Annotated in this window: 14 protein-coding genes; 4 read left to right on the forward strand and 10 right to left on the reverse strand. The window is 68.0% G+C overall.

Features of this window, described 5'->3' with window-relative positions:
* Nucleotides 1-139: 139 nt before the first annotated feature.
* A complete protein-coding gene (locus tag QYL93_RS20765; protein WP_305745437.1) occupies nt 140-844 on the reverse strand; it encodes an SDR family oxidoreductase in 705 nt (234 codons plus the stop codon).
* 154 nt (nt 845-998) lie between these two features.
* Nucleotides 999-1748 carry an SDR family oxidoreductase gene (locus QYL93_RS20770; protein WP_305745438.1) on the reverse strand — a complete coding sequence of 250 codons (750 nt, stop codon included), beginning with the start codon at nt 1746-1748 and terminating at the stop codon, nt 999-1001.
* 115 nt (nt 1749-1863) lie between these two features.
* On the opposite strand from QYL93_RS20770, the gene QYL93_RS20775 reads away from it, so the two are divergent.
* Complete coding sequence (locus QYL93_RS20775) at nt 1864-2763, forward strand: AraC family transcriptional regulator (RefSeq protein ID WP_305745439.1); 900 nt, start codon at nt 1864-1866, stop codon at nt 2761-2763.
* A gap of 291 nt (nt 2764-3054) precedes the next feature.
* Entirely contained in the window at nt 3055-3414 is a 360-nt protein-coding gene (locus tag QYL93_RS20780) for a DUF1801 domain-containing protein (RefSeq protein WP_305745440.1), read from the forward strand.
* An 11-nt stretch (nt 3415-3425) separates the two neighbouring features.
* On the opposite strand, the gene QYL93_RS20785 is transcribed toward QYL93_RS20780, so the two are convergent.
* Complete coding sequence (locus tag QYL93_RS20785; protein ID WP_305745441.1) at nt 3426-4487, reverse strand: kelch repeat-containing protein; 1062 nt, start codon at nt 4485-4487, stop codon at nt 3426-3428.
* Nucleotides 4488-4587: 100 nt separating this feature from the next.
* Between QYL93_RS20785 and QYL93_RS20790 the strand changes: the two genes are divergently transcribed.
* Nucleotides 4588-5496: a LysR family transcriptional regulator gene (locus QYL93_RS20790; RefSeq protein ID WP_305745442.1), complete on the forward strand. Its 909-nt coding sequence runs from the start codon at nt 4588-4590 to the stop codon at nt 5494-5496.
* Nucleotides 5497-5582: 86 nt separating this feature from the next.
* Here QYL93_RS20790 and QYL93_RS20795 read toward each other — a convergent pair whose 3' ends face one another.
* From QYL93_RS20795 to QYL93_RS20815, 5 genes are all read right to left on the reverse strand, one after another.
* The gene (locus tag QYL93_RS20795) at nt 5583-7145 is read right to left on the reverse strand and encodes a malonyl-CoA synthase (RefSeq protein WP_305745443.1); all 1563 of its coding nucleotides are present in this window, start codon (nt 7143-7145) and stop codon (nt 5583-5585) included.
* 35 nt (nt 7146-7180) lie between these two features.
* A complete protein-coding gene (locus QYL93_RS20800) occupies nt 7181-8038 on the reverse strand; it encodes an enoyl-CoA hydratase/isomerase family protein (RefSeq protein ID WP_305745444.1) in 858 nt (285 codons plus the stop codon).
* A gap of 257 nt (nt 8039-8295) precedes the next feature.
* Complete coding sequence (locus tag QYL93_RS20805; RefSeq protein WP_305745445.1) at nt 8296-9291, reverse strand: tripartite tricarboxylate transporter substrate binding protein; 996 nt, start codon at nt 9289-9291, stop codon at nt 8296-8298.
* A 160-nt stretch (nt 9292-9451) separates the two neighbouring features.
* Nucleotides 9452-10972, reverse strand: coding sequence for a malonyl-CoA decarboxylase (locus QYL93_RS20810; RefSeq protein ID WP_305745595.1), 1521 nt, complete (start codon nt 10970-10972; stop codon nt 9452-9454).
* A 2-nt stretch (nt 10973-10974) separates the two neighbouring features.
* Nucleotides 10975-11643 (reverse strand): GntR family transcriptional regulator, encoded by a 669-nt coding sequence (locus QYL93_RS20815; protein ID WP_305745446.1) that lies wholly within the window; start codon nt 11641-11643, stop codon nt 10975-10977.
* 389 nt (nt 11644-12032) lie between these two features.
* On the opposite strand from QYL93_RS20815, the gene QYL93_RS20820 reads away from it, so the two are divergent.
* Nucleotides 12033-12353, forward strand: coding sequence for a hypothetical protein (locus QYL93_RS20820; protein WP_305745447.1), 321 nt, complete (start codon nt 12033-12035; stop codon nt 12351-12353).
* A gap of 20 nt (nt 12354-12373) precedes the next feature.
* Here QYL93_RS20820 and QYL93_RS20825 read toward each other — a convergent pair whose 3' ends face one another.
* Together QYL93_RS20825 and QYL93_RS20830 are read right to left on the reverse strand one after the other, a co-directional pair.
* A complete protein-coding gene (locus tag QYL93_RS20825) occupies nt 12374-12667 on the reverse strand; it encodes a cupin domain-containing protein (RefSeq protein ID WP_305745448.1) in 294 nt (97 codons plus the stop codon).
* 75 nt (nt 12668-12742) lie between these two features.
* Complete coding sequence (locus QYL93_RS20830) at nt 12743-13636, reverse strand: helix-turn-helix transcriptional regulator (protein ID WP_305745449.1); 894 nt, start codon at nt 13634-13636, stop codon at nt 12743-12745.
* Between the last annotated feature and the right edge of the window lie 25 nt (nt 13637-13661).

Here is a 13661-nt window from a genome sequence, read left to right on the forward strand (position 1 = left end):
AGGTGCGCCGCCGGGCGCACACCCCGGCCTCCGCCCTCCAACATGGCACGCGCCAACCACGACCACAGAAGCAGCCACCAACCAGGAACAACAGCGCCCACGCCCCTTGCTGGCAGCCGCTTCCCCACCAGAGCCCAGATCAGAGCGAGCGCGTCAGCCCGCCGTCGACGCGCAGGTTCTGGCCGGTGATGTAAGCCCCGCCCTCCGACGCCAGGAACGCGATGGTCGCAGCGATTTCCGCGCTCTTGCCGTAGCGGCCCAGGGGCACGGTCTGGCGGCGTTCTTCCGTGGCGGGCAGGCTGTCGATCCAGCCGGGCAGCACGTTGTTCATGCGGATGTTGTCCTTGGCGTAGCTGTCGGTGAACAGCTTGGTGAAGGCCGCCAGGCCGGCACGGAACACGGCGGAGGTGGGGAACATCGCGCTCGGCTCGAAGGCCCAGGCGGTGGAGATGTTGATGATGCTGCCCCCGCCCTGCTTTTGCATGTGGGGCACGACCAGGCGCGTCGGGCGGATCACGTTGAGCAGGTAGACGTCCATGCCCGTGTGCCACTGCTCGTCGGTCAGGTCCAGCACCGGCGCGCGCGGGCCGTGGCCGGCGCTGTTGACCAGCACGTCGACGCGGCCCCAGCGGGCCACCGCCTGGTCCACCAGCCGACCCAGGTCCTCCACGGACTGGTTGGAGCCAGTCACGCCCAGGCCGCCCAGCTCGGCGGCCAGCGCCTCGCCCTTGCCCGACGAGGACAGAATGCCCACGCGGTAACCATCGGCCGCCAGCTTGCGCGCGGCCGCTGCGCCCATGCCGCTGCCGCCGGCGGTGATGAGGGCCACTTTTTCTACTGACATGTGCAAATTCCTGTGCGTTGGTTGGCGGTTGCCTCCCAACGCCTTGCGTGGGGAAGATGTTTCAAGCAAGGAATGGTAGCGGCAGTGTGGCTTTCGCGCAGTTGATCCCGGCCCGCCGCACGGCGCCTGGTGACAGCAGCAGGGGCGCGCGTCTTCAGCGTGGTGCCTGCGCCAGCGCCACCGCATCTTCCCCGGCGGGAAAGCGCAGCTGTGCACCGGCACCCGTGGTGGCTTGCCACACGGCCTGGGCCACGTCGGCCTCCGTCGTGACGGCGCCGATCTGCGCGAACGACGCGAACACGCTGTGTGCATAGGGCGCATAGGCCTCGGGGATCAGGCCCTGCATGCGCTCGCTGCCGTTGCTGGTGAAGCGGGTGGAGGGCGCGTAGCCCGGCTGCACCAGCTTCACGCGCACATTGAAGGCTTCGAGCTCGAAGGCCAGCGACGCCGTGAAGCCCTCGATGGCCGTCTTGCTCGCGGTGTACACCGCCACCAGGGGCATGGGCGCCAGGGTGGCGCTGGAGGTCACATTGACGATGGTGCCCGCGCGGCGCGCACACATCTGCGGCAGCACGGCCTGCGCCATGGCCATGGGGCCGAAGGTGTTGGTCTCGAACACCTCGCGCACGGTGGCCATGGGCGTGGCCTCGAAGGCGCCGAACAGGCCGATGCCGGCGTTGTTCACCAGCACGTCAATGCGCCCGGCCTGGGCCAGCACGGCGGCAATGCTGTCGGCGCGGGTCACGTCGAGCGGCAGCACGCGCATGCGCTCGCCGGTGGGCAGCAGGTCGGCGCGCGGGCTGCGCATGGTGGCGATCACGTTCCAGCCCTTGGCGTGGAAGTGGCCCGCGGTTTCGAGGCCGTAGCCGGAGGAGCAGCCGGTGATGAGGACAGTGTGGGTCATTGTGATTTCCGGGGGGGGGGTTGAATGGAAGGGCTTGACAAGGCCCCAACGATAGGGACCATTGACCGGACCATCCACAACGAAACGTCCTGTTTTCATTAGCAATCGTCCGGCCATGAACGATCCCCTTGCCGAAGTCATCGCCCTGCTGCAGCCGCGCGCCGTGTTTTCCAAAGGCATCAGCGGCGCGGGCCGCTGGGCCGTGCGCTATTCCGATTTCGGGCACCCGAGCTTTTGCGTGGTGCTGGAAGGCCGCTGCAGCCTGGCGGTGGACGGGCAGGACGCCATCACCCTCGGGGCCGGCGACTTCGTGCTGCTGCCGGCCACGCCTGGCTTCACCATGGCGGGGGCCGAACCGGCGGCGCCTCGGTCCATCGACCCGAAGACGGCGCCCGCCCCCACCGGCGAAGTGCGCCACGGCGAGCAGGACGGCCCGCCCGATGTGCGCCTGCTGGGCGGCTACTTTGTCTTCGGCTCGCCCGACGCGGCCCTGCTGGTGTCCCTGCTGCCGGCGCTGATGCACGTGCGCGGGGTCGAGCACCTGCAGGCGCTGGTGCAGCTGGTGGGCAAGGAATCGGCGGCGGACCGCCCGGGCCGCGACCTGGTGCTGTCTCGCCTGGTGGAGCTGCTGCTCATCGAGGCCCTGCGCTCGACCTCATCGGGCGACGAGGCACCGCCCGGCCTGCTGCGCGGCCTGGCCGATGCGCGCATTGGCCAGGCCATGCGCCACATGCACACCAGCCCTGCCCGCCCTTGGACCATGGCGCAACTGGCACAGACGGCGGCGCTCTCGCGCTCGGCCTTCTACGAACGCTTTGCGCGCGCCGTGGGCATGCCGCCCATGGAGTACCTGCTGGGCTCGCGCATGGCACTGGCCAAGGGCCTGCTGCGCCAGGGCGGCCTGGCCATGGCCGAGGTGGCCGAGCGCGTGGGCTACGGCTCGGCCAGCACGTTCAGCACCGCGTTCAGCCGGCATGTGGGGCAGGCGCCGGGGCGGTATGCGCGGGCGGGGTGAGGCTGCGCAGCGCAGCGTCCTGCCGTGCACTCACCAGTCGCCAGGCTCCTGGCCACAAGCCCCCGCCGTACCACGGCACGCTACTGCGGGTGGTTCGGCGATGCGCCTGAAGCTGGAAGGGGGGCACTGGTGGCGCTGTCGATGCTGGCCTTGTTGCTGCAGTAGACGCTGACCGGGTGGGCCATGACGGCCTGCTGACAAAAGCGGTCCGCACGCCATGGCAGCATATGCGCTTGCGGAGGGGTACCCCGCTCCACGCCCTGCACACACCACCGCCCTCTGGAGAACACCATGCCCACTGCAGCCGACCGCGTTGCCCAACTGCTCGACGACCTCCGCGCACACGATGCGGACCGCTACACACTGGTCCAGACCCTGCGTGACACCGTGCTGGGCCTGGATGCATCGGTGACCGAGGAAGTGAAGTACGGAGGCATCCTGTTCAGTGCAGACAGGCCCTTTTGCGGCATATTCTCGTACACCAAGCACGTGTCGCTGGAGTTCAGCGAAGGTGCCGCCCTGCCCGACCCGCATGGCGTGCTGGAGGGCGCTGGCAAAAGGCGGCGTCACATCAAGCTGGCCACGGTGCAGGACATGGCGGCAAAGCATGTGGCCGAGTACCTGAAGCACGCATTCCAGGCCGCCGCATGAGTTGTTGAGCGTCAGGGCTTGCCGGCGTCCACCACCAGCACCTCATGCACCGCCGTGGCGGCATTGCCGCCCGTGCGCAGGCCGCCGCCGAAGACGTGTACGCGCTTGCCCAGCGTGGCCGCGCCGAGGCCGTGGCGCGGCGTGGGCAGTGGCGGCAAGGCGGACCAACGGTCGGTGGCGGGGTCGTAAACCCAGCTGTCGGCAAACACCTTCTGCTCGGGCACCCACTGCTCGCCGCCGAACACGTAGAGCTTTCCGTCCAGCACCGTGGCCGCCAGGCCGCCCTGGGCCTGCGGCATGGGGGCGCGCGTGGCCCAGGTGTCGGTGGCGGGGTCGTAGACCTCCAGAGTGGGCACGTTCACCTGGCGGGCCGTGCCGTCGGGGTTCTTACCGTACTGGCGCCCGCCAACCACATAGACCTTGCCGCCGATGACGCCATAGGCCGCGCTGTTGCGCGCCGTGGGCGCCGGGGCGCGGGCCGACCACTGCGCACGCACAGGGTCGAACACCTCGTTGAGGGTGCTGTCCACATGCTCGTCGAAATGGCTGGCCGCGGGCGTGGCGCGCACGCGCCCGCCGATGAGGTAGAGCTTGCCATCTACTGCCGCGGCGATGCCCTCGGCACGCGGCGTGGCCAAGTCGGTGCCGGCGCGCCAGGCGTTGCGCGCGGGGTCGTAGATGAACATGGTGGGCTGCGCCTGCCAGACGGGAAAGCCCCCCGTGAAACCGCCCACGCCGTAGAGCTGCCCACCGACGGCGGTGAGCGTCATGTGGTGGCGCGCCTGCGGCAAGGTGGCCAGCCGCGTCCAGGCATCCGTTGCCGGGTCGTAGGCCTCGAAGTGGGCCGAGTAGCCGGTATTGGGGCTGAGCAGGCCGCCCGCCACGTAGATCTTGCCGCCCAGCACCTCGGGGTACAGCTCCTGGCGCGCCACGCCCGCCAGGGCCGCAGTGGTCCAGATGGCCACAGCAGCAGCGGGAGCGCCCTGGCTCCATGCCAAGGGTGCCAGCGCCAGCAGGCCGGCCAGGGTGGCGAAGCGGGCAAGGCGCAGGGGGAAACGGGAGGACATGGGCATGGGTCGTGATCCAGGTGATTGCTTGCTGCCGACTGTAAAAGTGCCTACAGCGAAGCGATAGACCCATAATGATTCACAAACAATGAACCCTGGCTACACAATGAACCGCATTCCGCTGGCCGACCTCGAAGTCTTCGCCGCCGTGGCCCGGCATGGCAGCTTTCGCCGCGCGGCGCTGGAGCGGGGCGTGACGCCCTCGCTGCTGAGCCAGAACCTGCGCCGGCTGGAAGAGCAGTTGGGCGTGGTGCTGCTCAAACGCACCACGCGCAGTGTGGCGCCCAGCGATGCGGGCAAGGAGCTGTTCGCCCACCTGGAGCCGGCCCTGGCCCAGATAGCGGATGCGGTAGACCGGCTCAACCGCTACCGCGAGATGCCCTTCGGCACGCTGCGCCTGAATGCGCCGGGCCCCATTGCACACTTCGTGCTGGCACCACTGGTGGCGCGCTTTCAGCAGGCCTACCCGGACATCGGCGTGGACATCAGCGCCGACGCGGCCATGACGGACATCGTCAAGGGCGGCTTCGATGCCGGCGTGCGCTTTGCCGACGACCTGGCGCAGGACGTGGTGGCCGTGCCCATCGGCCCGGCGCAGCGCTATGCCGTGGTGGGATCGCCCGCCTACCTGGCCGAGCACGGACGGCCCGCCACGCCGCAGGACCTGGCGACGCACCGCTGCATACGGCGGCGCTTTCCGGGTGGCACCCTGTTCACCTGGCACTTCGCGCGCGATGGCGAAAGCGCCAGTGTGGTGCCGCGCGGGCCGCTCACGGTGAACGATGCGCACATCGCCCTCAACGCCGCCCTGCACGGCGCGGGCCTGGCCTATGTGCACGAAAGCTATGTGCTGGCCGACGAGGCAGCCGGCCGGCTCGAGCGCGTGCTGGCCGACTGGGCGCCGGGCCTGGGCGTGCCCTACCTGTACTACCCGCAGCAGCGCTACGTGCCCGTCCCGCTGCGCAGCTTCATCGACTTTGCGCGGCAGCAACCGGTGGAGCTGGCGGCACCGTGATCAGGTCCTCGGGGCAAGAGCTACATCCATGAAGAAAGGGCCCGCAGGCCCTTTCTCGATCATGCATCAGGTCAGTGCTGCTCCGTTCAGGCAAACAAGCCCTTGTGTTGGTCCCGCAGCAAATTCTTCTGCACCTTGCCCATGGTATTGCGCGGCAATTCGTCGGCCACGAAGCAGCGCTTCGGGATCTTGAAGTTGGCCAGCTGCGACTTGAGCTGCGCCACGATGGCCTCGCCATCGAGCTTGGCACCCGGCTTGGCGATGACCACGGCCACGCCCACTTCACCAAAGTCCGGGTGGGGCACGCCCACTAGGGCGCTTTCGGCCACGCCGGGCATGTCGTTGATGTAGCCCTCGATCTCGGCCGGGTAGACGTTGTAGCCGCCGCTGATGATCAGGTCCTTGCTGCGCCCGACGATGCTCACGTAGCCGCGCTCGTCGACCTTGCCCACGTCGCCGGTCTTGAACCAGCCGTCGGCCGTGAACTCCTCGGCCGTCTTCTCGGGCATGCGCCAGTAGCCCTTGAAGACGTTGGGGCCCTTGACCTGGATGGCGCCGATCTCGCCCACCGGCAGCGGCTTGTTCGCATCGTCCACCACGCGCAGGCCCACGCCGGGCAGAGGGAAGCCCACGGTGGCGCCGCGCCGCTCGGTCTGGCCCTGGTGGCGCTTGTCGGCCGCATAGGGGTTGGAGGTGAGCATGATGGTTTCGCTCATGCCGTAGCGCTCCAGGATGGTGTGGCCCGTGCGCTGCTGCCATTCGTTGAAGGTCTCGATCAGCAGCGGCGCGGAGCCCGCGACGAACAGGCGCATGTTCTTCGCGGTCTCTTTGGTGAGCCCCGGCTCGGCCAGCAGGCGCACGTAGAGCGTGGGCACGCCCATGAAGACGGTGGCGCGCGGCATGGCGGCGAGCACGGCCTTGGGGTCGAATTTGCTGAACCAGATCATCTTGCTGCCGTTGATCAGCGCGCCGTGCATGGCCACGAACAGGCCGTGCACGTGGAAGATGGGCAGCGCGTGGATCAGCACATCCCCCGGCTTCCAGCCCCAGTATTCCTTGAGCACCTGGGCGTTGGACAGCAGGTTGCCGTGCGTGAGCATGGCGCCCTTGCTACGGCCCGTGGTGCCGCTGGTGTAGAGGATGGCGGCCAGGTCGTCGGCCTTTCGCTGCACGGGCGTGTGCTCATCTGCATGGTGCGCGGCGCGGTCCAGCAAACTGCCGGTGCGGTCGTCGCCCAGCGTGAAGACATGCTGCGTGCCCTGGGTGAAGGCGATCTTGCTCACCCAGCCGAAATTGCCGGGCGTGCAGACCACCACGGCAGGCTCGGCGTTGCCGATGAAGTACTCGATCTCGGCGCTCTGGTAGGCGGTGTTGAGCGGCAGGAACACGTAGCCCGCGCGCAAGGTGGCCAGGTACAGCAGCAGCGCTTCGACCGATTTCTCGACCTGCACGGCCACGCGGCTGCCCTCGGGCAGCTTGAGCGACACCAGCAGGTTGGCGATGCGGGCGCTGGCGCGGTCCAGGTCGCTCCAGCTGTAGAGCAGCGGCCGGCCATCGGCGGTGGAGGTCTCCACCGCCGTGCTGGCCAGGTCTGCGGGGAAGGCGGCGCGCAGGGCGCAAAAGAGGTTTTGCTGAGGGGTGGAACTCATGGTGCGGTCATCCGTATAGGCAACAAAGCGGCGGTTCAAAACACAGGGGGGCGTTTTTGAAGAAATGCGGTGATGCCTTCGCGGTGCTCGGCGCTGTCCGCGTAGGCATAAGGGTCTGTGGCGTGGTGGTGGCTGGAAGACGCAGGGTGGTGCTGCGACGGGTCGATGGACGGCGGCGCTTTCAGCGCACGCAGGGTCTGCTTGTTCAGGCGTGCGGCCCCTGGCGCCAGCGCCGCGATGCGGCAGGCGCTGGCCAGGGCCTCGGCGCGGGCCTCCTGGGCATCGGCCACCACGCGGCTCAGAAAGCCACGCGAGAACATCTCGTCAGCGCCAAAGGTGGCGGCTTCCAGCAGCATCTGGCGCGCGGTGACCTCGCCCACGGCGCCGGCCACCAGTTGCGCCTCGCGCGGGGCCATGGGAAAGCCCAGGCGTGCAATGGGTGCGCCAAAGCGCGCGCCAGCATGGGCCACGCGCACGTCGCAGCAGCTGGCAATCTCCACGCCCGCGCCCATGCAGGCGCCGACGATGTGGGCGACGATGGGCACGTCGCAGTCGAGCATGGCCGAGAGCCCGCCCCAGACATCGCCTTCGTGGAATTCACGCAGCGCCGCCGCGTCGAAGCGAAAGCCCGGGTACTCCGAGATATCGCCACCCGCGCAGAAGGCCGCGCCCTCGCCTTCGATCAGCACGCAGCGCACATCGTGGCTGCGCTGAATGTCCTTGAACACCGCGCGCAGTTGCTGCCACATGCCACGCGACATGGCGTTGAGCCGGCCGGTGTGGCGCAGCGTGACCTGCACCACGCCAGCATCGCCGGCTGCACCGGGCGCTCGCGTAGCGACTACCTCGGCCCTGGTTGCCGATGTCCCTGCGGGTACTGCTACTGCCTGCATATCGCCTTTTCTCTTAGTTGTTTATGGCGCTGAGCGCGCCCCACATCGCATGAGACTGGCGCGGCCCAGGCCAGTGCCCCCGTGCAAGGGCCGCCCCGCCGCAACGGGGGCGTCCCCCTCCCGACTCGCGCAGCGAGGAGAGAGAGGGGCTGAGGGCCGCGGCTCCAAGCATGCCTGCGCAGGCTTGGACGTGCTCGAAGAGCCGTCGCCTCTGGCGACGGCACCGAGGCGCGAAGCGACTCAGGGGGTGCTTCATTTCAGTCGAGCTTGGCGCCCGAGGCCTTGACCACCGTGGCCCAGCGCTTGACTTCGCTGCTGACCATGGCGCCGAACTGCTGCTGGGTGAGGCCGCCGTAGTCGGCCCCGTTGCTGGCCCAGATGGTCTTGAGTTCTTCGGCCGTGCCCAGGCGCTTGATTTCGTCCACGATGCGCGCCTGGATGTCGGCTGGCGTGCCCTTGGGCGCCCAAAGGCCGTACCAGGTGGTCACGGTGTAGTCGGGCAGGCCCACTTCGGCGGCGCAGGGCACATCGGGGAAGGCCGGGTTGCGCTTGCTGCCCGAGACCATCAGCGCCTTGATGCGCCCCCCCTTGATGTGCGCCGCCGATGAGCCCAGGCCGTCGAACATCATGTCCACATTGCCGGCGATCAGATCCTGCAGGGCCGGGCCTGCGCCGCGGTAGGGGATGTGGGTGATGAAGGTGCCAGTTTGTTGCTTGAACAGCTCGCCCGCCAGGTGGTGCGAGGTGCCGGCACCGGCCGAGCCATAGTTAAGCTTGGCAGGGTTGCGCTTGACGAAATCGATGAACTGCTGGAAGTTGGCCACCGGTACGGCCTTGGGGTTGACCACCACCACCTGCGGCACGTTGGCCAGCAGGGCCAGGGGGATGAAGTCCTTCTCGATGTCGTAGTCGAGCTTGGGGTACATCGACGGGGCGATGGCGTGGTGCACGGCACCCATGAACAGGGTGTAGCCGTCGGGTGCCCCCTTGGCGGCAAAACTGGCGCCCACGGTGCCGCCCGCGCCGCCCCGGTTGTCGATGACCAGGGCCTTGCCCGTGGACTTGGCAAACTGCGCGGCCAGAGGGCGCGCAAACGCATCGGTGCCCCCGCCTGCGGGGAACGGCACCACCACGGTCACCGGCTTGCTAGGCCATGCGGACGCCTGGGCCCAGCTGTTGCCACAGGCCAGTGCGGCGGCCGCAGCAGCGGCACCGCGCAGCACGTCGCGGCGCTGCAGGTCGTTGTCTTTCATCTTGTCTCCTGTCTTATAAAAATAGAAATAAAAGGTCCAACACAACAAAGGCGCATGGTAGCGCCGCCTCACGACACGGGTGTCACCGATGCACGCCACGGCCCCAGGGGTTACGGGTTACCCCTCTGGACGCGGCACACAGGCGCGGTGACGCCGCGATTCAGCCCCTGCACAGGCTGTCGATGTCTCCCGATGCGGGCACCTTGCCCTGTGCCAGCATGCTGCGGTGCTTGTCGATGCGCTTCAAGTCATACAGGTAGTTGACCATCAGCCCGTACGACTGCTTGAGCCCCTTGGTGGAGGGGTCGCCGCCCCAGTTCAGGCGCTCAACGCGCGCGCCATTGCCCAGGTGAAAGCGCGCCACCGGGTCCACGGGCTTGCCCTCGGCCAGCTCGCGCGCCAGGTAGTGGGCCGCGCATTCGAGCAGCATCTGCCGCACGGGCGAGCGGGCGTCCAGGTCCAGCGGCTTTTCGAGCGCGGTGAGCAGGTGCGCGGCCTGGGGCGGCTCGAAGCCCACGGCGCGGCCCAGCTCGGCGCGGCGCTTGTCGTCCAGCCGCTCCAGCATGGGTGCCGCATGCTTGGCCAGCCAGCCACGAAAGCCGGGGATGGGCGACAGCGTGGCAAAGGTGCGCAGGCGCGGGAACTCCTCGGTCAGCGTTTCCACCACGTGCTTGATCAGCGAATCACCAAAACTCACGCCGCGCAGCCCCGTCTGGGTGTTGCTGATGGAGTAGAAAATGGCCGTGGTGGCCTTGGCCAGGTCGGCCGGTGCGGCGGCCTCGTCCAGCAGCGGGGTAATGCTGCTGGAGATGCGATCCACCAGCGCCACCTCGACAAAGATCAACGGCTCGTTGGGCAGGCGCGGGTGGAAGAAGCCGTAGCAGCGGCGGTCGCTGTCCAGCCGGTTCTTCACGTCGGCCCAGCTGCGGATGTCGTGCACCGCCTCGTACTTGATGAGCTTTTCGATCAGCGAGGCAGGCGAGTCCCACGACAGGCGGCGCAGCTCCAGGAAGGCCACGTCGAACCAGGTCGAGAACAGGTGCTCCAGCTCCGCATCGAGCGGCAGCAGGCGCTTGTCGGCCTTGAGCAGGGGCAGCAGCTCGGCGCGCATGTCCAGCAAAAAACGCATGCCTTCGGGCACCACCGCAAAGCGCTGCAGCAGCCGTGTGCGCGGCGACACCAGGGCGCGGCGCAGGCTGATCTCGGCCTGGCCCTCCTCGGCCGTGCCGGCTGCGGCCTCGTAGCGCTGGCGGGCGGACTTGAAGCGCGTGGCATCGGGTGCGAACTGCTCGCACAGCAGCAGCCACATGTCACGCCGCTCCTCGGGCGCGGCCTCGGCATACCACTGGGCCACGCCGTGGGCGCGGCGCCCGCCTTCGAGCTCGCTCACCTGCGGGGCCACCACCTCCTGCAGGTCCGCCAGCAGGCGGCGCAGGGCACGCGGCGACAAGGCCTCCTGCCCGCGGCGCAGCGTGGCCGCCAGGCGTTCGTTGGTGGAGCGCGGGACAGCCACCTTGGCCACCACGTCGGTCACGTTGGCCTTGTCGGCGGCCGCTCGCGCAAGCTTGTCGCCCGGGGCCTTGTCACCGGCAGGCTTGTCGCCTGCGGCTTTGTCGATGGCGGGTGCAGCAGAGCGCAGGCGCGAGACGCTGCGGGCAATCCATTCGGGGGCAGTGTTCATGTTCATGGTGTCAACCTCGATTGCTGGGTGCGGGCTACGTCGCGCAAGGCCTCGCGCTGGCGCAGCAGGTGGGTGCGCATGGCCTCCTCGGCGGCATCGCAGTCCCGGGCCTTCAGGGCGGCAAACACCGCCAGGTGCTCGGCCAGGCTCTGCTGCAGGCGGCCGGGCGCGTGCAACTGCTGCAGCCGCGCCAGGCGCAGGATCTTGCGCAGATCGCCGATCACCTGGGCCAGCCAGCGGTTGTCCGCCAGCGTGATGAAGGCCTCGTGGATGGCGTGGTTGGCTGCGTAGTATTCGGGGATGCGCCCGGCTGCGGCGTGGGCCTGCAGGCGCTGGTGCAGCACCTCCAGCGCGGCCACGTCGCCCGCACTGGCGCGGCGCGTGGCCTCGTGCGCGGCGCGGCCTTCGAGCAGCGCGATCACGGGGAAGATATCGTCGAGGTCCTGGGACGTGACCTCGGCCACAAAGCAGCCACGGCGCGGCTCGTGGCGCAGCAGGCCCTCGGCCACCAGCACCTTGAGCGCCTCACGCAACGGCGTGCGCGAAATCTCCAGCCGCTCGCACAGCGCCGCCTCGTCCAGAAACATGCCCGGCGCCAGCGTGCCGGCAAAGATCTCCTCGCGCAGGCGCGAGGCGACTTCATCGTGCAGGGAATTGGATACCAGGCGCATGTGCGGGTGAACTCCGGGTGAATCAGCTGCCAGGCCCCACAAGGGCCCCCGGCTTTTGCCGCCAACGTGCCATCAAATGACGGCAAACGCAGGCTTTGCTCTCACATGGTTGTAATTTCTCATAATTATGGAAAATGACAAGAGGGGAAACGTGTTTTTTGGTAAGGCAGGGCCAAATTTGGAGAAAAGAGGCAGTGGAGCAACAGCCGTCAGGGCTCGAAGCGGCACACTGGCGAGTAGCAAAGGTGCGCAAGTGGGTAGCAGCAACGCTGTAACCTCGCAGAGTGAATTTGTTATCCGTCGCGCCGCTGCACGTAGGTCGTTCCCTCTGTAGCTCACCCGTTGCAGCGCAAGCATTCGTTCACAACAAGAAGCCTTGAACAGAGAACATGAAAAAACTGCGCGAGCTGGTCAGAACCATCGACGTAGAGCCATTCAGCACTGGTGACGGAGATGCATTTCGATTCCGTCTCGAGATCTCGCGCGAAGTGAATACCACCCGGTACCAAGGGCGGGTCTTCCGGCTGGAAACCTACAGGCTGCAGCCCACCTTTCCCGTGGCCGGCGACGATGCGGCAGAAGGCAAGGACGATGCGCTGATCTATGTCGGAGACCATATGTTCGACCCCGACCTGTTGCAAGGCACTTCAGCGGATGAGGTGATGGGCAAGTTCCAGGCACGTTTCGACGGGCTGTTTGGCAAGGGCTGAAAGCCCAGCGCCCTGCCCCATCAATCCCCTGCGTTGCGCCGTGCCACCCAGTAAGTCGCCCCCTGCGCCCCATAGCGCTCCGCATGCGGCTCATTGCGGTACAGCGTAAAGGTATCTCCGGGCACCAGGTGGCGCTCCTGGCCCTCGCAGGTGAGCCACATCTCGCCCTGCACGACGATAGCGCTCACGCCGAAGTCGTGGCGGTGCTCGGGCACCACCTGGCCGGGGGCCCATTCGCGCACCCGCACTTCGTCGAACCCGCCGGCAAGCGACTGGGCCTGGAATTGCTCGAAGCTCAAAGGTACGGCGGGCATGGCGTTCATCTGGCTTGTCTCCTGCAGGCATGCGGGACTGGCGGTTTTGTTACATCGGCAATTTTAGGGGCGTGCCTATGCATGCGTGGTCTGGCGCTTGCGCCTGACAGCAGCACTTGCCGCTGCTGCCGCCTTGCCCTCCTCGCCCGCCGCAATCAGTGCCTTCACCCGCGCCAGGTCGCGCGGCGTGGCCGGGGTGTAGATCACCATGCCCAGGTCGGGCCGGCCATCGACGGCAAAGGCCGAATACTCCAGGTCGATGGGGCCAGCCACGGGGTGCACCACGTGCTTGGGGTGCTCGCCATAGCTGCTCTGCACACCGTTGTCGCGCCAGAGCGCGCGGAACTCGGGGTCGAGATGGCACAACTCGTCCACCATGGGCTGCACGCGGGCAGCAGCACCGGCGCGCGCCACGTCGGCGCGGAAGGCGCCGACGATGAAGCGCGAATCGCGCTCCCAGTTGGGCATCTTGCGGCGCAGCGCCGCGCTGCCGAAAACCACGCGCAGGATGTTGCGCTGCCCCACGGGCAGCGCGCCATAGTCGGTCAGCACCAGGGTGGAGGCATGGTTCCAGGCGACAACATCCCAGGTGGAGGTTTTCACATAGGCGGCGCTGGTTTCGAGCGAATCGAGCACGCGCTGCAACCGGGGCGTCACGCCCTCTGGGTCCTGAAAGCGCACCTCGGGTGGGCGGCCCAGGGCGAGCAAAAAGACATACTCGCGCTCGGCTTCGGTGAGCATCAGCGCGCGGGCGATGCGCGCCAGCACGTCGGCCGAAGGCGCCCCGCCGCGCCCCTGCTCCAGCCAGGTGTACCAGGTGGCACTGACATGGGCGCGCTGGGCGACTTCTTCGCGGCGCAGGCCGGGCGTGCGCCGGCGCGCGAGCGGAAAGCCCAGGGCGGCAGGGTCCAGCCGGGTGCGGCGGTCGCGCAGGTAGTTGCCCAGCGGGTTGTCGTTGGTGTCGGGCATGGATGCAGTCCTGTTACTTTTTATA

Origin of the sequence: Acidovorax sp. A1169 (genome assembly GCF_030704685.1) — a bacterium.
Classification (GTDB): domain Bacteria; phylum Pseudomonadota; class Gammaproteobacteria; order Burkholderiales; family Burkholderiaceae_C; genus Acidovorax.